Annotated in this window: 19 protein-coding genes; 3 read left to right on the top strand and 16 right to left on the bottom strand. The window is 36.8% G+C overall.

The annotated features are described in order from the left end of the window. Positions 1-56: 56 nt before the first annotated feature. Positions 57-1,739 carry a M14 family metallopeptidase gene (locus MHI39_RS05265; RefSeq protein WP_342540830.1) on the bottom strand — a complete coding sequence of 561 codons (1,683 nt, stop codon included), beginning with the start codon at positions 1,737-1,739 and terminating at the stop codon, positions 57-59. A 284-nt stretch (positions 1,740-2,023) separates the two neighbouring features. Continuing rightward, entirely contained in the window at positions 2,024-2,518 is a 495-nt protein-coding gene (locus MHI39_RS05260; protein ID WP_251344797.1) for a PTS glucose transporter subunit IIA, read from the bottom strand. Positions 2,519-2,635: 117 nt separating this feature from the next. Here MHI39_RS05260 and ptsG point away from each other — a divergent pair, with 117 nt between their 5' ends. From ptsG to MHI39_RS05245, 3 genes are read left to right on the top strand one after another with little or no spacing between them, the layout of a single operon-like run. Continuing rightward, positions 2,636-4,171 (top strand): glucose-specific PTS transporter subunit IIBC, encoded by a 1,536-nt coding sequence (gene ptsG, locus MHI39_RS05255; RefSeq protein ID WP_259549125.1) that lies wholly within the window; start codon positions 2,636-2,638, stop codon positions 4,169-4,171. A 3-nt stretch (positions 4,172-4,174) separates the two neighbouring features. After that, the gene (locus tag MHI39_RS05250; RefSeq protein WP_071975177.1) at positions 4,175-4,858 is read left to right on the top strand and encodes an N-acetylmannosamine-6-phosphate 2-epimerase; all 684 of its coding nucleotides are present in this window, start codon (positions 4,175-4,177) and stop codon (positions 4,856-4,858) included. A 31-nt stretch (positions 4,859-4,889) separates the two neighbouring features. After that, positions 4,890-5,702, top strand: coding sequence for a MurR/RpiR family transcriptional regulator (locus MHI39_RS05245; RefSeq protein ID WP_071975178.1), 813 nt, complete (start codon positions 4,890-4,892; stop codon positions 5,700-5,702). Between the two features lie 99 nt (positions 5,703-5,801). Here MHI39_RS05245 and MHI39_RS05240 read toward each other — a convergent pair whose 3' ends face one another. The 14 genes from MHI39_RS05240 to MHI39_RS05175 all read right to left on the bottom strand — a co-directional run bounded on the left by MHI39_RS05240 (position 5,802) and on the right by MHI39_RS05175 (position 20,901). Continuing rightward, entirely contained in the window at positions 5,802-6,512 is a 711-nt protein-coding gene (locus MHI39_RS05240; protein ID WP_078109380.1) for a Cof-type HAD-IIB family hydrolase, read from the bottom strand. Positions 6,513-6,817: 305 nt separating this feature from the next. Further along, a complete protein-coding gene (locus MHI39_RS05235) occupies positions 6,818-7,882 on the bottom strand; it encodes a Gfo/Idh/MocA family oxidoreductase (protein WP_078109364.1) in 1,065 nt (354 codons plus the stop codon). A gap of 13 nt (positions 7,883-7,895) precedes the next feature. Beyond that, a complete protein-coding gene (locus tag MHI39_RS05230; RefSeq protein WP_259549118.1) occupies positions 7,896-8,885 on the bottom strand; it encodes a Gfo/Idh/MocA family oxidoreductase in 990 nt (329 codons plus the stop codon). Further along, the gene (locus tag MHI39_RS05225) at positions 8,882-9,850 is read right to left on the bottom strand and encodes a Gfo/Idh/MocA family oxidoreductase (RefSeq protein ID WP_278890419.1); all 969 of its coding nucleotides are present in this window, start codon (positions 9,848-9,850) and stop codon (positions 8,882-8,884) included. Before MHI39_RS05225 ends, MHI39_RS05230 begins: the two co-directional genes overlap by 4 nt. A gap of 205 nt (positions 9,851-10,055) precedes the next feature. Continuing rightward, on the bottom strand, positions 10,056-11,636 hold the full coding sequence (locus tag MHI39_RS05220) for an FAD-dependent oxidoreductase (RefSeq protein ID WP_278890420.1): 1,581 nt from the start codon (positions 11,634-11,636) through the stop codon (positions 10,056-10,058). A 39-nt stretch (positions 11,637-11,675) separates the two neighbouring features. Further along, positions 11,676-13,232, bottom strand: a complete 1,557-nt coding sequence (locus MHI39_RS05215; protein ID WP_139358059.1) for a DUF4127 family protein — start codon at positions 13,230-13,232, stop codon at positions 11,676-11,678. 2 nt (positions 13,233-13,234) lie between these two features. Continuing rightward, positions 13,235-13,855, bottom strand: coding sequence for a DUF624 domain-containing protein (locus tag MHI39_RS05210; RefSeq protein WP_071975185.1), 621 nt, complete (start codon positions 13,853-13,855; stop codon positions 13,235-13,237). Positions 13,856-13,929: 74 nt separating this feature from the next. Next, on the bottom strand, positions 13,930-14,772 hold the full coding sequence (locus MHI39_RS05205) for a sugar phosphate isomerase/epimerase family protein (protein WP_071975186.1): 843 nt from the start codon (positions 14,770-14,772) through the stop codon (positions 13,930-13,932). Positions 14,773-14,865: 93 nt separating this feature from the next. After that, the gene (locus tag MHI39_RS05200; protein WP_058003459.1) at positions 14,866-15,723 is read right to left on the bottom strand and encodes a MurR/RpiR family transcriptional regulator; all 858 of its coding nucleotides are present in this window, start codon (positions 15,721-15,723) and stop codon (positions 14,866-14,868) included. 28 nt (positions 15,724-15,751) lie between these two features. Next, positions 15,752-16,849, bottom strand: a complete 1,098-nt coding sequence (locus tag MHI39_RS05195) for a DUF4855 domain-containing protein (protein ID WP_278890421.1) — start codon at positions 16,847-16,849, stop codon at positions 15,752-15,754. Between the two features lie 47 nt (positions 16,850-16,896). Then, entirely contained in the window at positions 16,897-17,604 is a 708-nt protein-coding gene (locus MHI39_RS05190) for an N-acetylmannosamine-6-phosphate 2-epimerase (protein ID WP_071975188.1), read from the bottom strand. A 31-nt stretch (positions 17,605-17,635) separates the two neighbouring features. Continuing rightward, positions 17,636-18,535, bottom strand: coding sequence for a carbohydrate ABC transporter permease (locus MHI39_RS05185; RefSeq protein ID WP_058003456.1), 900 nt, complete (start codon positions 18,533-18,535; stop codon positions 17,636-17,638). Between the two features lie 12 nt (positions 18,536-18,547). Then, positions 18,548-19,399 carry a sugar ABC transporter permease gene (locus MHI39_RS05180; RefSeq protein ID WP_058003455.1) on the bottom strand — a complete coding sequence of 284 codons (852 nt, stop codon included), beginning with the start codon at positions 19,397-19,399 and terminating at the stop codon, positions 18,548-18,550. A gap of 233 nt (positions 19,400-19,632) precedes the next feature. After that, entirely contained in the window at positions 19,633-20,901 is a 1,269-nt protein-coding gene (locus MHI39_RS05175) for a sugar ABC transporter substrate-binding protein (protein ID WP_259549114.1), read from the bottom strand. Positions 20,902-21,049 lie beyond the last annotated feature (148 nt).

Genomic DNA, 21,049 nt, shown 5'->3' with positions numbered 1-21,049 from the left:
ATTAAAAACACCATTCATGCATACCCATAAGAAAATGCATAAATGGTGTTTCGCAACTATTTCGTTGGTAGCTTTCCTTCCTTCATATAACGATATATTGGAATTTCGTCCCCCTTCTCAACAGGGATGAAGTTGAAGGTGACGTAGCTGTCGATGGATTCTGGTTCAAGGGCAATGGCAATGACGTTTGCATTTGCTTGAGACATGTTGAAAACATAGCTTCCTTTAGGGAAGGTTTGTTCTTTTGTTGTAACTTCTGTTTTTACTTGATTTGTATAGTGACCATTTTCTAGAGTTGTTGAAACTTTATTATCAATCACTTTGAAGCCTTCAATTTGAAGTTTCATAGGTTTATTTAATTTTTCTACTTTCACTCCTAAAATTTCAAGTTTACGCGCAATATCATGGTAGGCTGGCGGCATGATATAGGCTGTAGGACGCTCTCTTTCAAGGGTCGCATAGGCTTCATTGGAATCCTTCCAATCAATCGGTATAGCTGTCCTTTCACTTTTCGCAAGATCGATTACTTCAAGTAATTGATCGGGTATCAATTTGTTTTCGCTTGTAATGACAATCTTGTCATTATCATTGATTTGTTTTCCTTTTGCAACGATTTCTTGTCTTGCAGTACTTACCAATTTTTTAATTTGATCAGCATGTTTTGCTGTAGATTTAATAAAATTGGTTTGAGCAATAGTTTGTGCATAGACGCGTCGTTCAAAGTTCTCACGTCCAATATTGATGCCACGTGTCTCAATTAAATATGTGAGTGTGTTCTTTAATCCTAGAGCATTTCTACCAATTCTCGCTTCTGTACTTCCTTCAGTTGCAACTAATTTTCCGGAATCATTGGTACCTAATGTGTAATAGTCATGATGGGTTAGTTTTTCTTTATCAAGTACCTTTTGAACCTCAGGAAGGAGCAAGTCCTCAGATGCTTTACGTAGCTGCTCTGGAATATTTAGGTTCTTAGCAGGAGAAATGAGCAGATCATAGGAAGCAATCGAACCCTTATCCCCATATTTCTTTAATAAAGACGAGTTCACTGTATATTCGTGGGTATCTAGTACGACTTCTGGCTGATACTCATTCACAGCTTGATTAATTAATTGAACCTCTGGATATTCCACTTTTATATAATCACGATTGGCATCAAGGTTCGTAGCAATGTATCGTTTAAAATTATACGAACCATCTGGATTTACACGCGGAACGATGGCGATATTCACTTGATCAAGCACATCTCCTAGCTTTCCTTCTGCTATCATTTGAGCCATTACAAGGGTAGATTCTCCAGCAGCAGGCTCATTTCCATGAATTTGTCCTTGTATCCAGATCAATGGTTTCTTTTTATTACTCTTTATTTTTTCCGGGTTATCTTTTGTAAATAAAAGAAGTGGGATATCCCTTCCTTCTAAAGATTGACCAAGAATCTTTAAGTGAACATTTTTATTTTTATTAGATAATTTTTTAATGAATGACATCATTTCTTCCTGACTTGTAAAAGCAATCTTTCCCTTTCCAAAGCCAGGAGTTGTGAATTGTGCATGGGGTGATGGAAAAAGGTGGGCAATGTTTTCGGGCTGAATATAGCTTGGACCATTTCCATAATATGGGGTGAATTCGCTTTTGTCCTGAGCAGCAAATGCGTTTTCCTGAAACAGTCCTCCAGAAAAGGGCATCACGGCTGTTATTGACAATGCAGCTACAAGGGATGTGACTCGGATGATTTTTTTCATTATATTCCTCCTCCTTTTGTTTGACTATTCAAAATTTAACATTAATATTCGATAAATGAAATGAATAGAATGACACTTTTTTGAAAACAGGAGATTCCTCCTAACATTCTTGCGATTCAAAGCATCACAAGCCAAACATAAATAAAAAGGGGAAATTATCCCCCATTGCTTTATGGAGGAAATGCTTAATATCAATATTCCATGTATATTTGCCTAGTATCTTATAGTTATTACCACGTTCCCCATTTTAGGTTACTACAACTAAAATTCTGCTTCCATTCCGTTTAGCCTTTTTTACGAAGCTCCATAATTAAATCAGAATGATTCACTGTTTTACCTTGTTGAATTCGGTGACTGATTTCATAGTGATCGCCATTAAGCAGAATGATTGGTGTAATTACTTCATAGCCTAGTTTTTTTATTTTTTCTATATCAAATATACCTAGCTGAGTTCCCTTACTTATTTTATCCCCATTTTTTACGTTTATTTCAAAACCTTCACCTTTTAGATTTACGGTTTCTAAGCCCATATGGATTAATAGCTCTGCACCTTCATTTGAGCGAAGAGAAATCGCATGCTTTGTCGGAAAAACGTCAACCACTTCACCGTCTATCGGTGATACCAATCGATTATTTTGAGGTAAAATTGCAACACCATCGCCCATCATTTTTTCAGAAAATACTTGATCTGGAACTTCCTCTAATAAAACAAAGGTTCCTTCTAGTGGCGCATTTAATATAATAGATTGATTCACTTTTTTAAATAAAGATTTAAACATCATTATCCCTCCTACGAATTCTTATAATTATGAAAGCGTTTATTATTTTGTTGATTTTTTATATTGTAATACTTTATACTGTGTATGTAAATAATTTTCATCCGATGAGGTAACATGATGAATAGTTTCTTTGAAAAGGCGCAACAATTTGGTAAATCATTTATGTTACCGATTGCTGTATTACCAGCAGCCGGCCTTTTACTAGGAATTGGAGGAGCACTATCCAATCCTAATACAATTAAAGCCTATCCATTTTTAGATGTATCATGGCTTCAAGGTGTATTTACGATTATGTCTAGTGCTGGAAACATTGTATTTGCAAATCTTGCTTTACTTTTTGCTGTTGGACTTGCGGTAGGATTAGCAAAATCTGATAAAGGTACAGCGGGTTTAGCTGGAGTCCTTGCCTTTTTAGTAATGAATGCGACAATGTCTGCACTTCTTACAATTACAGGAAAAATTAATATTGAGAATCCTGCAGCAGCTGGACAAGGAATGGTCCTTGGTATCCAGTCATTAGAAACGGGTGTGTTTGGGGGAGTTGTAGTCGGTATTGTAGCTGCATGGCTTCATAATCGCTTTAATAAAACCCAGCTACCACCATTCTTAGGCTTCTTTAGTGGTTCACGATTTGTACCAATTATTTCGTCGTTTGCTGCAATTATTCTAGGTGTTGTTCTATTTATTGTATGGCCATTTATTCAAAGCGGAATTTTTAAAATGGGTGGTTTAGTCGAAGCAACTGGCTATATAGGAACATTTATTTATGGCTTTGTCCTTCGTTTATTAGGGCCTTTTGGCTTACATCATATTTTTTATATGCCATTTTGGACAACAAGTCTTGGGGGATCACTCGTAGTAGATGGTCATCTCATTGAAGGAACACAGCGAATTTTCTTTGCTCAATTAGCAGATCCAGATACAAAAGAATTTTACATTGGAACATCCCGTTTTATGTCTGGACGTTTTATTACAATGATGTTTGGATTAGTGGGTGCAGCCTATGCAATTTATCGCACAGCAAAACCCGAAAAGAAAAAGATTGTGGCAGGTTTAATGGGTTCAGCGGCCTTGACCTCTTTCCTTACAGGAATTACCGAACCACTTGAATTTTCTTTCCTATTTGTCGCACCATTTCTTTATGTATTACATGCATTTTTTGATGGATTGGCATTTATGATTGCACATATTCTTCATATTACGATTGGTCAAACTTTCTCTGGAGGCTTCATTGATTTTATTTTATTCGGAATATTACAAGGAAATGCGAAAACTAATTGGGTACTCGTACCTGTAGTTGGTATCATTTGGCTCTTCCTTTACTTCTTCACTTTTACTTTCTTTATTAAAAAATTCAACTTTAAAACACCTGGTCGTGAAGAAGAAGGTGAAGCAGTAGTATCTATCAATAATAAAAGTGAACGTGCACAAGTGATTGTAGAAGCATTAGGCGGGAAAGAGAATTTAGAAAATGTTGATTGCTGCGCTACTCGCTTACGTGTAACGGTAAAAAATGAAACAGCTGTTGATGAAAACATGCTGAAGAAAACAGGGGCAAAAGGAGTTCTTTCAAAGGGAAAAGGAATTCAAGTTATTTATGGACCTGATGTAACTATAATTAAAAATGAAATAGAAGAAATGGTAGGCGAATAATTGATGTTAGAAACCATAAAAAAAGGGCTTGTTGCTTCTTGCCAAGCACTTCCAGACGAACCACTTCATAGCTCATTTATTATGGCAAAAATGGCGTTAGCAGCACAGCAAGGCGGTGCTGCTGGGATTCGTGCTAACTCGAAGGAAGATATCATTGCGATAAAACAAGAGGTAAAGTTACCTGTCATCGGTATTATTAAACAGGATTATTCCGATAGCGATGTGTTTATTACTGCAACAAAGCGCGAGGCAAATCTTTTACTAGAAACTGGTTGTGAGATGATTGCACTTGATGCAACTCTCCGGAAACGACCGCAGGGAGAAACACTAGAAGAATTGGTTTCATATATAAGAAAAAAGGGACCACATGTTCAATTGATGGCTGATATTTCTACGATTGAAGATGCTGTGAATGCTGAAAAACTTGGATTCGACTGTGTCTCAACTACTCTATATGGATACACAAATGAAACAAAAGGTTGTAAACTATATGATAATGAGTTTCACTTTATAAAAAAAGTCCTTCAATCCGTTTCCATTCCTGTCATTGCAGAAGGTAATATTATCACACCAGAAATGGCTAAGCAGGTATTGGATTTAGGAGCATATTCAGTTGTTGTCGGTGGTGCCATTTCAAGACCACAGCAAATAACCGCTCGATTTATTGAAGTCATAAAAAAGGGATAACGCTGTTTTTCGAAGGAGAAAGGAGCTATAAGTGTCTTCACTATTAGAGGATATTCAATCTAGATACTCTTCCTTTTCAGATAAAGAAAGGCAAATTGCAGATTACCTCTTAGCATCACCAGATGAAGCGTCCCATAGCCATATTAAAGATATTGCTAGTAAAACAGGAGTTTCTGTTGCGTCAATTACAAGATTTGCTAAAAAAGTATCTTGTCGTAATTTTGTAGAACTCAAATTAAAGCTTGCTAGGCAAAATCATGCAGCAAAAAGCGATGACATTGACGAAACATTACAGAATCAATATAAAGAAATGTTTCAAGATATACAGTCTTTATCTGGAAAAGAATCCTTTTCACGTGTTCTATCATTAATCGAAGAAGCTAATCGGATTTTCATTTATGGATTAGGTAGTTCCGGTTTAGCATCTCAAGAATTAAACTACCGTTTAAGTCGGATGGGGTTTGCTTCCGAAGCGGTTACCGACCCTCATTTGATGGTAATTAGGAGTGGATTATTAAAGGAAGGGGATCTATTACTTACATTTTCTCGTTCTGGACAAACAAGAGACCTTTTAGTATCACTTGAAAAAGCAAGAGAAAATGGAGTAAAAATTGTCTCTTTCACCGCCTACGGCGATACACCACTCACTGCGCTTTCACACGAGGTACTATGGACAATACACCCAATAAGAAATGGTTACTTCTCTCCGGGTCTGGACTTAAGTGCATTATTTTTAATTGATCGAATTACTGCACATTTCCTTCAAGATCCTGAGCGGAATAAAACATATAGACAAACCATATCAATCATTTCTAATTTATCACACTTAAATCAATCGAAATAATAAATACATGCTGAACAATAGATAGCGTCCTCATTAAAGGACGCTATTTCCTTGTTCAAACTAGCATTTATTAGTAAAGATGGATTTTATAACGTGCAATCACTTATTGAACACCCAATGCTGAATTGCTTTTGCTACACCGTGGTCCTCATTTGTAGCCGTTACCCAATTAGCCATCTCCTTCACCTTTTCTTGGGCATTTCCCATCGCCACACCTACACCCGCTTTTGTGATCATTGAGCTATCATTCAGACTATCTCCCATAGCCATCACATTTTCCATTGTAATCCCGATCCTAGAACAAACCTTTTCTAAGCCTCTCGCTTTACTCACTCCATAAGGATTTACCTCTAGATTCGTCGGACTAGAATTGGTTACTTGAAGTTTTCGGTTCGTTAGTTCTTCTAATAAAGTGTGACGAATGACATCATCTTTAACATCAAAACCAAATTTTAACCATTTATGCTCTGAAATATCCATTTCATTAGGGAATCCTTCTCGATAAATATGCTCAGGAGTAATTGCCCAGAAATAGGTTTTGTATTGTTTAGCTAATTCCCACATTCTTTGTACATCGTCTATTTGGAGAAAATTTCTTTCTATTAATTCACATGAAGGATCCCATATTTCTCCTCCATTCACTGTTACCATATAAGAATCTAGTTTCAACTCCTCTGCATATGGATGAGCGGTCGTAAAGTTTCTACCAGTCGTTAAGACAATATGTATTCCCATTTCCTTTGCTCTTGAAATGGCTTCTTTATTTTCTTTCGATACTTCTTGTTGATTAGTAAGTAAGGTTCCGTCCATGTCGAGTGCGATTAAGCGGATATCTGGATGAATGGCTTGATTGTCCAATAATATCTTCCTTTCTATTCTTATCCTTTCTTTAATTGTAGTATAACTTTACCTATTTTGCAGGTATTTTGGTCGGCAGAAAAAGAGCAACCACCTCAAATAGACGCTGGCATTGGACATTGCGGGACTGACTCCACCTTTAGAAGTGAATGAAAACTAAAATAAAGAAGACTGTCGAAAGTTGAATCTCTTTCGTACAGCCTTGTTCTTTTTTGTGGCTTTTTCTATATCCCCTATTTAATTAAATAGGTTGAAGATTAATTAAAATAGATTTCTTTCCCTTTTTCACTTGATTCATATATTCCACATAATATTTTCATCATTTCTACTCCATGCTGGACTGGACTTAATGTTTCTTTTTCCCCTAAACATACATTGACAAAATGATCAATTTCGTTTTGAAAGCCTTTGACAAAATCAAAGGATAGATTGTCAACCTGTGGAGTGATATTCAAAATTGTATTATGTTTTTCTGAAATAATGGAGAGCTCTGGTTCAATTTCAGCTCCGCCCTTTGTTCCAAAAAGCTTGACCGCGATTTCATCCTTTTTCGCATGGAGAGTGAAACTTACATCGACTAACATCGACGCTCCATTTTCAAAGCGAATCATCGCGTTTGCCATATCCTCTACATTATTTTTACTAGGATCATAGTCTGCTGCTTTGTAGAATGATAGATTTTCTATATTCGACCGGTTCCCTAACTTCGAATACGTATTTCCGCTAATTGATTTAACTTTTGGACAGCCCATCAAATACCAAAGAATATCAATCACATGAACACCTATATCGATTAATGGACCGCCACCTGATCTTTCTTTATCAGCAAACCAGCCACCCGGGTTTCCTAATCTTCGAATACAAGTCGCTTTTGCAAAGTAAATTTCACCTAATTCACCATGATCAATAAAATTTTTTATGATTTTCGTATTCGTTGCATATCTTCTTACAAAACCAACCTGCAGGTTTTTCCCACTCCGTTTCACTGCTTCTTCAACCTTTAATGCTTTTTCAACACTTGTCGTTAATGGTTTTTCCACTAATACATGTTTACCGGCATTCAAAGCATCAATAGCAATTTCAGCATGTGTATTATTCCATGTACAAATACTCACCGCGTCTAGTTCAGCATCTTTTAAAAGATCTAAATGATTCGTATACGTTTTTTCTGCCTGAAAAGCTGCAGCCTTTGCCTTTGCTCTTTCTTCATTAAAGTCACATATAGCATAAATATCAGCATTTTCATTATTTTGATAAGAGCGAAGATGTGAATCTGAAATTGAACCTGTGCCGATCACACCTATTTTTAGTTTTTTTGACATATCCCTTCCCCTTTCAACTATATATAGTTTCTAAACGAACGACCTGTTTTTTGCGGTTGGATTCATAAGCCGCTTTTACAACTTCTAATGTGCGAAGTCCATCCAATCCAGTGATGGATGGCTCTCTTTGTTCTTGGACACAGGATATAAAATCATTGATCAGTTTTTCATCCATATCCTCTGCTAACGGTAAATGCTGTATTTTACCATCATGATCATTAAAATAGGTAGCATGCTGCTTGAAAGCATCCACATATAGATTTCCTTTTGTGCCAATAAAGTGGATTGTAACATCACCCCAAGTAGGAAATGTTTTCGGTCTCGACCAGCTCGGATCAATGGAAACGATGACACCAGATTTAAGCTCAAGTGTGACTATGCCACAATCCTCTACGTCAATATCATAAAATCTTGTATCAAACTCAGCATATACATTCTTTACCTCGTCCTTTAAAATCCAACGAATGACATCCATTATATGAACGATATGGTCTGTTGCTGCACCACCTCCAGAAAGAGCTTTTTCGATAAACCATCCACCAGGCATTTGTCCGTGATTGGTCCCGCTGATTGCAATTACTTCCCCAATATCGCCTTGATCAATTATTTCCTTCGCCTTTACTACAGCAGGAGCAAAGCGAACTGGATAGGCCACTTGAAGGATGACACCCGCCTGTTCACATGCTTGAATCATCTCTTTTGCATCACTAATTTCAGTTGCGAGCGGTTTCTCACATAAAATATGCTTGTTTGCCTCAGCCGCATAAACGACATGCTCTTTATGTTTGGCATTTTCCGAACAAATAATGACCGCTTCAATATCCGTTTTCAAAAAAGAATGAATATCGCTTATATAAACACAATGAAACTTTGTAGCCATTTCTTTCCCACGTTTTTCATCCTCATCCCAAATATAAGATAATTCAGCATTTGGATGTTGCTGGACATAATTGGCATAGGTTATGGCGTGCATATGTGCAAAACTAATGATTCCTATTTTCATAGACATTCCACTCCTTTTGAAAGAAAAACAGGCTGTCCTTGTGCAACTGATTGATTCGCCGCATCTGCTAGTTGCAATGCCTTCATTACATCCTCTGCTGACATAGCCGGCTTTTCATTCCCAAGTAGACATTGCAGGTAATGACGAAAAATATGGGTATCCACGCCTTCCTTCTTATACTCTATTGAAGCGCTTGAATGATTTTGTAAAAGCAGTGGATTATTGTCCTGACTATCATATGTAATCATTCCTTTGTTTCCTGTCAATTCAAAGGAAGTATGCTGTGCATAATCAGACCAAGAACATTCCAAATAAGCGATTGTTCCATCTGTCATACGCAATGTGACAAAACCATATTCGATGGGAGTACCCTCGATATCTGAATAATTTACACGTCTTGACATCACCATTTCTGCCTCACCAAATGTCCAACGTAGCCAATCGAAATGAGGTAAGCCCACCTCATTAAATAAATTACGATCTATATTTATTTGATCATCATTGTTTGGATACGGGACTCCACTCCTTATTCGAATAACACCTGTTTTTCCAATCAATCCCTTGTTAATTTGATGTCTTGCCTGAATAAATTCAGGTGTGTGACGGTATGTATTTCCCATTAAAAGCTGTACTTTATGTTTCATGCAAACTGAAATCATCTTACTTACTTCATTACTATTAATTGCAGCTAATGTTCCATAAATCACATGAATATTAGCTTCCGCTGCTATAGTCACTAACTCTAAGGGGCTTCTAACCGGTGTTGCTATATCAATAACATCCACATCTGTATATTGAATGAGTGATTCTAATCGATTATAAATTGTAATCCCATTTTCCTCTGCCTCCTGCTGTAAGGTCGAATCCTGCGTAATAATCCCTACAACTGTGACTTCTCTAAATGTTAACCATGCTCTCAAATGTTGCTGACATTGACTTCCTGTCCCGATGATTGCAAGCTTCATTTCTTATGCCTCCTATCTTTTTCGCCGCGAAATGTTCATTATCATGTAACCCACGATTTTTCTTCATTTCCCTTTTCACACATTTTCAGCTGAGTAGGAATAATTTCGCTTTCAATACCCAATTCACCTTTATTCTATTGTCGAGTATTTTTTAAACAAAAACCTTATTAGATTATTGAAAAAACTCCCCACATACTACACCACACTATTTCACATGGGCTCCATCAATTCTTGGCCAATCTAATTCAATTCCCTGACGAACTAATAATTGTTGAAACTCAGTAAGTAATTCTTCATTGTTTCGAACGTCCCTAGGCAGGATTCCTTTTTCAATCGAATAAGCTGCTAAATAGCCTGCTGATTCTCCAATATTCCACTCAACAGGATGAAGCCGGAAGCATCCATTTGTTAAATGTGTAGCTCCAATGTTTTTACAAGCCGGCAATAAATTATTCATCCGTATAGGTATAAGACTGCCTAATGGAATTTGAAAAGGATAGCTCGGTACATAGCAGGTAGTATTCGTAACAACTGTTGGATGTAAATCAATATAATACCAGCCTACTCCAATTGAATCAGGGAATATCGTGATACCTTTATCACCACGGCTCTCCACACTAATATGTTGTTCCAATACAGTAAATTCCGCCTTAATTCTTCTTGATTCCCGAATATAGGGATGCATAGCTAAACCATCTTCCGTACCTACCATATCTTTTCTTAGTCTTAAACCAGGGTAACCAATGCCACCATCATCCCTAGGCGCCTCCGTTTGTAACCAATATAAAAGGGAGAGGCTTAACTGTTTCGCTCCTTCTAAATGTTTGATCTTTTCCTCATGACTGACATCAATGATCGGACCTAGCCAATAATCATTTTGTGGCCAATTAATAATGGAAATATCCCCTTCGTATCTATTTGGCTGAAAATGGTTGCGATCAATGATCCTCCGATAATCCCATAATGAAATATGCTTACCAGGAAACATGCCGAATTTTTTAGATTGACCTGTTACTCCATCAACCCCATACCAACTTAGTAATTTATGGCTCATAAAATCAGCATGATAATTTTTCCAAAAATCATATTGCTTTGGTTTTTCAATCGTAAAATTTCCACCTTCGATATAATCAACGATAAAACAATGGGTGATGGATTGCATATCTAATGGAATAGGCGCCCCATCAAGAGCATGTGGCTCACCCGTTTCTGATTTTGCTTCAGCCCCTGTTACATACTCCGTGCCAGTCATAGGAAGCATGTCACCACATTCTGTTGCATCTAAAAAGTATTTACCACTTAATATAAATATTTCCTTATTTTTTTGATTCTGTACGTGAACCGATTTAACAATATCCCCCTCAACCTCCGCACGAGTCAAACAATAATTTAGCATAATAGTAATTTGTGCGTTGCTGATATACGGGGCCAACATATCATAAAGAACCGCAAGAGCTACTCTTGGTTCATGTGCGATCCTACTGACCCAAGCATTCCCTGGATTAAAAACTTCATCTTTTCTTGCGGCCTCTGTTAGTGGGTAATGACGTCGATAATACTCCCTCACCCGATTCCGAAACTTTCTATAGGTCGTTGTACATCCAAAGTATTCGATCCATTTATGTTCGTCCGGAGGAACAGCTTGACTTGTAAGCTGTCCACCAATCCAATCTGTTTCTTCCGTCATAATAACCTTTTTCCCCATTTGGGCGGCGGCAAGTGCTGCAGCACAACCACCTATTCCACTGCCAATTATAATAATATCTGCGTCCTTTTCCTGTGCCATGTTTCCTCACCTCTCAGAAATACCAATTTTTCAAACTGCTTAAACAATCTTTTCCATGACATAAGATAAATGAAAGTCCACTTCAAACATTCGCTTCCAAGGAGAAGTAACATTCTCTAGTTTTAATCTACCTTCAGCAGGATTGGACAGATTCTCCTTTATAAACTGCTCTAGCTTCTGCTTTATTATGGATTGAATCACCTCTAATTGGCTGGATATATCAAAATATGTACAGCCTAAACGCGGAATATCATTGGTTGCAACCTGCTTTCTCACAATCGTTTGATATCCCCAATCCTCGACAAGTCTTGAATAATAAAATTCTCGACTCTTTGCAATCCTCTCATAATCAATCATTTTATGATAATAGGACTCTATGATTGTATGTGCAATAACCGTACCGAGGGAATTTCCAGAGGTATTCCAACCTGCATAAGCGCTAATTTTTTCAAGTAATCCTTGTTTTTTAAGCATATACATGAGCGTTTGATCACTGCCATTACAGGTAGCCACATCCGCAATTCCTACAACCATATTCTTAGAAAGATAGAATTGCATAGCTTGAATAAATTCTCTGTAATTGATTTCGGAAAAATAGGACCGATGTCTTTCACTGAAAAGCTGATTCGGTTCTGCCATCCCTGATTGACCAACAGCTGGCGAATGGGTGAACAAAACTGCATCAGCATCTAATGAATGATCCACCATGACCGCGCCACTTGCAGTTAAATGGGATTTTATGCTTTCCTGTAGACTTCGATCCTCATATTTCGGAATAATAAAGGGACCATTTGTAGATGAATATCTTACATAAAGGGCCGGTGTGTACTGATGAATCTCACAAAATACTTTTGAAAATAACGTACAGCCAATTTCATCGGCACCAGGATAGATAGCGATTCGATCCATTAATTGGAGCTGTTCCACTTTAAACAATAAATCACTTTGCTCCATCGCACTAAATCCATACTCCGCATTATCATCAAGAGGAAAGATTAAAAAATCAATTAGCCCTATTTGGACTAAATCAATAGCCACTAAATTCGTAGCAGAGTTAGTCCTTCGTCTATTAGTAAAATCCTTAAGAATTTCAACAGGTATCTCTTGCTTTAGAAGAATAAAGTCCTCGCTTTCCTGTTCTAGTAGCTCCCCTCTTCCCTTCTTATCTAATAATTTTCCGTAGTGAGAGATTCGTTCACCATATATCGCATAATAATCTGGTTCCTCATCACTGCTGTTATAACTTGGAACCCTCATAATTAGATTAAATGCATAAATAATGATCCTTTGGTTTTGCTGCTTTATTTCCTTTATTACATCTAAGCGCGCTACACATTCCTCATCCGTTAACTGATGCAATCTCGATGGTACAATTCCACCATAAACGAGCATGTCTAAAGAGAGGATAAGATGTGTTGCTTCTTTCGTTTCTCGTAATAGCCAGCTTCGAATATCCTCAAACTTGGCAGGATTCTTCTTTCTACCCAATATTTGTTTTGAAGGGGTAAAAAGTTGAATATCCGTAGCTGCCGCTAATTGCTGCGGATATTTTAAATTACATGGCCTCTCATCAAGTGGTAAATAAACAACCTTCATCATCAAACTCCTTTCCAAACTCTTATACTCGTATTATCCTTCTTCCCTAGCGCCCGCTGAATAATTTGGTAATGTATGAGGCCTGTAATACTAAAGGCAAATAATATTGGTAGAACATGAATATATGTACAAATAAGAACAGCGATACTAGCAAATAACAGAACCATTGTTGGATATGCAGGTCGAGTAACCGCTAAATAAACAGATTGCTTGATCAGCTGTTTAAGTGATCGATCATCATCAACAACTAAAGGATAAAGATAAGATGAAATAAATAGAAAAAAGAGACCGATTATAATAAACAGCGGGAATAAGATGTATTTAAGTGTTCCATCCATATTCCAAACGAACAAGAAATCACTCACTAGAATAATCATAATAAGACTTTGTAAAATACCAATGATCAAACTTTTCATAAAATACTTTTTAAAATTTAAAAAAAATGTTTTTATTATGGCGGGATCATCATTTTTCGACCAATCCCTAATCACTCCATACATGGCTGTGGTTGATGCAAAAATTGTAATTAACGGGAGTGAGCAGATGATCCATAAAATATTTAGTAAACAAAAGTTTCCGATGAACTCCATGATTCTATATAATTTACTGTCTGGTTTAAACAATTGGGCTCCTCCCATTTCTAAAAAGATAATATGGGAAGTACCTATTATGGGAACTCCCCTTCACATTAAGTGTCTTATGTTCTAGCTGGTAGTAATTTCTTCAAATTACTTACCGATTTCTCTGATCCTACTTTAGGATCTTCTGTCCCTTCAAACTCAACAGATAACCAACCAGTATACCCCACGTTTTTTAATTCAGAAATCACATGGTTGAGATCAACATTTCCCTCACCAGCTACAGTTCCTAAAAACTTGTTACCCGATAACGATTTAAAGGCAGGGCCATCATAATCACTGCTCATTTTTATGAAATCTTTAAAATGAACATGGGCTACATATTGTTTAACTTTTGTAACAGCATCATTGGGATTCTCATCAACTAATAGAAAGTTACCTGTATCAAGAGTGCTAAGAATATTCGGTGAATTCACAGTATGAATTAATTCTATAATTTGCTCACTACGTCCTGCAAAATATCCATGGTTTTCAATACCTAAAATCACACCTTGCCGTTCAGCATATGTTGCACATTCTTTTAAACATTCAATGATCCACTCTTTCCCTTGTTCAAAAGGAACCCCCTCTAAAATATCCCCACTAAATATTCGAACAACATTTGTATTTAATTCCTTTGCAATATCAATCGCCTGATGAACTCTATTTATTTCATGTTGCCTCTCCTTTTCATCCGGCTTAACAAAATTATTTGTTATATCATAAGCACTTACTTGGAGGTTATTCTCAGCTAATAAGGAAAGAACTTGCGGGATTTCTTCTTGTTCGTTTTTCCAATATATATCTAATAATTCAACCCCATCTACACCAATGGCAGCCGCATATTGAATAAACCCAAACACATCAAGATTTTCTTGTTTCACATACCGGTGTAAACTATACATACTAACACTTGTTTTCATACATATCCCCTTTTCAATAAATATTCCTCTATTGCTAACTGGATAAATTACACGAATAACTATCGATTGAAGACCTTAATCCATTCCAAATTATCAGTACATCTTATCCAATACCGCCTTTGCGGTCTTCTCAATTGATTGGAAGGTTTTTTCCTTTTGCTTTAATACGATAATGGTTGTTAAAACATCTAGTAAATGTAACTGGGCAATTTTTGATGCAAAAGCCCCACCCTGTAGTGGAGTTTCCTTCGAGGCAGCTAGTAAGATAACATCCGCATATTGAGTAATCGGCGATTTAGCATGGTTTGTAATACAAATGATAAAAGCGTTATTTTCCTTTGCTATGGCTATTGCATCCACAACATCCTTCGTGCTCCCTGAGGTTGAAATACCAAAGACAACATCGTTTTTTGAGACAAGAGCTGCATTCATCGCCATAATATGGGAGTCTGATGATTGTTCTACATGATACCCCAACCTCATAAATCGATATTTTCCATCAAAAGCTGTAAGCCCAGAGGAGCCGACTCCAAAAAAGTATAGCTTATTCGCCGACATAATGGCTTCGACAGCTTTATCAAGTTTTTGTGATTCTAATAATTGGAGGGTACTCTCCAATGTTTGAACATTTTGCGAGGTAATTTTTTTCAAGATCGTTTCAATATTATCATTTTCCTCAATTTTTCCATGTACTTGTTCATCTGGGTCTGCAAGATTTTGGGCAATTGCCAGTTTAAATTCTTGGTATCCGCGATACCCTAGCTTCCTGCAAAAGCGAATGACGGTTGTTTCTCCTACTCCTGACTTTTCCGCAAGATCCGTTACCGATGAATAGACGGTTTCTTGCGTATCCGCAATCACAAAGTCAGCCACCTTTTGTTCTGCTTTAGTTAATGACTTATAAATGGTTGAAATGAGTATGATTGGATTAGAGATTGTTTTTGTATTCATTTTTTTCCTTTCCTTTTCGTAGTTTAGCCTACGATAACGTGTAGCTTCCATTTACAAATTGATAAATTTTGTCATAATATTCTCTTTCTTTTTCATCTGAGCCATGATAGATTCTGTATAATGCCTTTCCTCCATCAAACCAAGCAATAGCCGATTCCTTCATATATTTATGAAGAATCCCTCCCTCTAAATAACAATCAAATCGTTTTAATCGTTCCGCTTTCTCTGCCATTGATTCGTTATTCGCAGTATAGAATTCCATTTCAACCCCTGCATTCCTTTCCTCTGCTGCCTTTGCAGCATCCTTTACACCAGTAAAGTCTTTATAAAACATATAATTAGGCTGGAGAAAAGCAGAATGGAAATAATAGTCCTGATAGTTATCCAGCTGATGAATATTATATGAGCTATAAAAAGGAATCCAAAAGAACTTTTTACCTTGTTGTTCGATGTATTGATATAGTTCCTTCAACAGCCAATGATCATCAATATCCCAGCTTCTATGTATTGTCTCAAATGTCCAATAAAATCCTAATAAATGAAGATGTTCATAGTTTTGCTGCGAAAATCTTTCTATCACTCTATCTATAAACCATTTACAAGCGACTAAACGAGCTTCTGTTGCATGCTGTAAATTCTGTCCTTGAACACTAAAATTCAATGGAGCTCCATCAATGGTTCCAAATTTTGATTGTAATGGACCCGGATAAGGAATCGTAATAATTAAATTGCGCTTATGTTTAGGTGATCCAAGCGTCTCAATTCCCGCATTAATTGCTTGATTAAGGGCATCTGCGAAAACATCAGGCATAAAATACCAATCAATAATCGCCTCCCAGTCTGCTAAATTTCCAGGGTTAGGGGCAGGGACTGCATAAAAATTCCCTTCTCCATTCTTAGTTGTACCAATATTCACATCTGAATAAAGATATCCTCCCTTCGGGGACTTAAAATGCCAAAAGGCAAAACTATCAAACATCCAATCATCTGACTTCCCCTGCTTATCCAAATGAGTAACATAATGCAAAAAATCATCTTTTCCCCAAGGATTATCGACATTTCCACCTACAAGAATCATCTGTTTGAGAAAATTAAATGCTTCTTGGTTCGGTTGAAAATATGGCAAAAGAAACACTCCTCATTAATAAGATTTGTTTGAAACTATTTTCTGATTCAAGACATTATGTTAAGACTATTTTTTTCCAAGCTCTCTACAAACCTTTTTGTTAAAACCTGTGGCCTTGTAATCGCCGTTCCTACTACGACCGAATGAGCCCCCTGCTTAAATGCCATCACTGCCTCTTCTGGTGTTGAAATTCTCCCCTCGGCAACAACTGGAACATCAAAGGATGAAGTGAGTTCTTTTATTAAAGAAAAATCTGGACCATCTAATTTTGGACTATAGGAGGTATAGCCTGATAGAGTTGTAGAAATTAGATCACACCCCTCCTCGACTGCTATTACTCCTTCTTCAACCGTCGAAACATCAGCCATCACAAGGCTATTGCTATTTTCCCTAATAAAAGTAATCATTTCATGTAAAGTAATCCCATTCGGTCTCATTCTTGCTGTTGCATCAAGGGTAATGACATCCGCTCCTGATTCAATGAGTTCTTCTACTTCTTTTAGAGTAGGAGTAATAAAAATTTCACTACCCGAATAATTCCGCTTTATGATTCCGATAGTTGGTAGACCTGTTAATTTCTTGATTGCAATAATATCTTCTTTCCCATTTGCACGTATGGCAACGGCACCGCCTATTTTAGCTGCAAGACCCATTTTCGCCATATATTCAGAACCATGTAATGGTTCATCCTCTAATGCCTGACATGATACGATTAATTTTCCTTTGATTAAATCTAGGAATGTTTGTTTTTCCATCATTTCACCTCTTATTCATTCACCAAGATTGTTATCCCTTTACTGCACTGCTGTATGCACCTTTAATAAAGTAGTTTTGAAATGCGATAAATACAACTAAAATAGGAATAAGAGCGATGATAGCTCCTGCAGATACTAATCTCGTATCTGATACAAATGCTCCCTTCAAATCATATAGTCCGATTGTTAAAGGATACGTATTTGGATCCTGCAATACGAGAAGTGGCCATAAGAAACTATTCCATGATCCGATAAAGCTTAGTATCGCAAGTGTTGCCAACATTGGTTTGACCATTGGCATCATAATATGCCACCAAATTTGCAGAGTTGATGCCCCATCCATAATGGCAGATTCATCTATTTCCTTTGGAATCCCCATAAATGCTTGCCTCATCAGAAATATTCCAAATGCCGAAACAGCTCCTGGTAAAATAACCCCTGTATATGATCCAATCAGGTGAAGTTTTTGCAAGATGATATAGATTGGTATCATTGTCACCTCTCCAGGAATCATCATCGTTCCTAGTATTGTGAGAAATACGATATTTTTTCCTTTGAAATTCATTCGTGCCAATGGAAAAGCTGCTAAAGAGCAAAATAATAAAGGCAAAACAACACCCCAAAAAGCTAAAACTGTACTATTCCATAGATAACGACCAATGGGAATTGTATTCCATACCTTCACAAAGTTTTCAAGAGTAATATGTTCAGGAATAAACTGTGGAGGAAAGGAAAATATTGTTTCATTTTGACCTTTTAATGCAGTTGAAACAGACCACAGAAAAGGCACGATCATTATTACTGCTACAATAATTAGAAAGAAATAGGATACAACATACCGGATGATTTTGCGTTTATTAAGGGGTTTTCGTGCTTTGCTATATGGCTTAATATCTTTACCTGACTGAATGTTCGATTGAGTCGGCTGCATTGGACTACCTCCTTATGACGCCTTATCTAAGGATCGCTTATTTAATAGAGTTAAGATTAAGATAATAATAAATAGAATAAAGGAGATGGCACTGGCATATCCCATATCTAATTGCTTAAACGCTTTTTCAAATACGAGATATACTACCGTTGTAGAAGCACCAATTGGCCCTCCATTTGTCATGGTCAACATTAGGGTAAACTCTTTAAAAGCAGACATGGTCGATATCACAGCGGTGAAGAAAATAATTGGTTTTAGCATGGGGAATGTAATATAAAAATGTTTTTGCCAAAAATTCGCTCCATCTAATTCTGCCGCTTCATATAGGTCTGTTGGGACAGACTGCAAACCAGCCAAGTAAAATAACATATAATAACCAAGTCCTTGCCAAATAGTGACAATGGCTAAGCTGATCATTACGAATCCTTTACTTGTAAGCCAGTCAATCGGGTGGATACCAACTAAGCTTAATAAATAATTAAAGATACCATCACTTGCAAATAACCAGTTCCATAAAATGGCGGTTATCACAACAGAAACAAGTACAGGGAAATAATAAGTTAATCTAAAAAGCTTAATCCACCGCAATTTCTGATTAACTAATATGGCAAGAAAGATAGGTAACACAACTAATGCTGGTGTTACTAATATCCAAAAATAAAACGTATTTTTTAAGGCTCTCCAAAATTCTTCATCTTTAAAAGCTCGAATAAAGTTATCTAATCCTACCCATTCAATTGGTTGGAATACATTATAATTCGTAAAACTCAATCCGAGGGCTGCAAGAGCTGGAAGGAAACTAAACGTTATGAGTAAAATTCCTGTCGGTATAAGAAACATCCATGCATGTCTTGCTTTATACATTTGATCACTCCTACCATTTTCGCTTACAGTATCCAATGTGGTGTAGATTTTTTTATATTGAGTAGTCTCTTTTTTATCGCTTTTGTGAAGCTATTTCGTATTAAACAGAAGAGTTTTTTACATATTATTTACTCATATACACATACAATGAGAGAATAAATCCTTTGGAAAAGAAGGCATTCATTAGAAGGATGAATGCCTTTCTATTGTTTCCCTTTGATTTGTAGCTAGAATTATTTTAGTAGATTATTAATTTTGGCTTCCGCATCATCAAGTGCTTTTTGAGGATCTTTATTTTCTAGCAGAACTTTTTGAAATTCTTCATTAATTGCTTTATTAATCTCAGAGATATTTTCTACTGGAGCAAACATATCTCTTGAAGTTTCTAATTGTTTCGCTGCAAAATAACGTCCTTTTTCTGATGGGTCTTCCGAATCCTTTCCTTGAGTAAAAAATTCGTCCTGAGCTGCTGCTTTAACTGAAGGAAGGACAGCAACAATTTTACTAAATGCTAATTGACTTTCTGCATTTGTCATAAACTTAGCGAATGCAACTGCCTCATCTGGTGCTTTAGATTTTGCTGCGACAGCAATGTTCATAATTGCAACATGGGCAACTCCTTCAGAACCTAGAATAGCAGGTGCTGCATCCGATTTATCGTATACCTCTGGAGCAAGATCCTTTACTTGACGATAAAGCTGCGGTCCAGTTCCCCACCAAGCAATTTTTTCTTGAGCATACCATTCATTAGGTTGAGCTTGTTTTAATAGGAGCTCCTTAGGAATAAGACCATCATCAAATCGTTTCTTAAATGTCTTAAAAATTTCTAATGCTTTTGGCGTATTAACAGCTGCACTCTTTAAATCCTCGGAAATGAGGGGTACGCCATTTTGTGGTAAGTATAGATGGATGTCTCCAATTGTACTTCCATAAACACCAAGCTTTTTATAAAGAACCTCTGACATCTTCCATGCCTCATCTTCTGTTGCAGGTGGCCTATCAAATCCAGCCTTTGCCAAGAGGTCTTTGTTGTATAATAGGCCAGAGTTAGAAAGATACCATGGAAGCGCATACAATTTATCATTCAGCATCCCTGACTGTAATACACCTTCAAAATAATCATCCTTTACATCTGCCGCTTTTTCAGAAAGGTCGAGAATGGCTCCAACAGCAGACAGCTTTTTCAAAAAGTCAGTATTTAAATTCATTACATCTGCAAGTTGCCCAGAAGCAGCTGCTGTTAATGTTTTCTGTTCAACATTCTCGAATGGAATGTCTTCCCATTTGACCGTTACTCCAGGATTTTCTGCTTCAAACTTATCAATGATGCCATTAATATAATCATCAAATGTAGGGCTTAATGAAATCGTCCAGAATTTAATTTCAACATTTTTCTTCTTCCCCTTCCCATCTCCTCCTGCACTCTCCTTATTCGAGCAGGCTGTAACCAGAATTAGGACAAACACCAGAAGTAGCATCGAAAGCCATCTTACTTTTTTCAATTTCCTTCCCCCTTATGTTTTAGTTGAAGCATTCACCCATAAGATCCTGGAGTAATTTTTCACTATTTTGTAAATAATTGGTGAATTTATTCTTCATTCACCATTTTATTTAAGAAGATAATTTGTGTCAATCATTTATTTTGAATTT

Source organism: Heyndrickxia sp. FSL K6-6286, from assembly GCF_038630395.1.
Taxonomy (GTDB): Bacteria; Bacillota; Bacilli; order Bacillales; family Bacillaceae_C; genus Heyndrickxia; species Heyndrickxia oleronia.
This window is presented reverse-complemented; position numbering and strand designations above follow the sequence as displayed.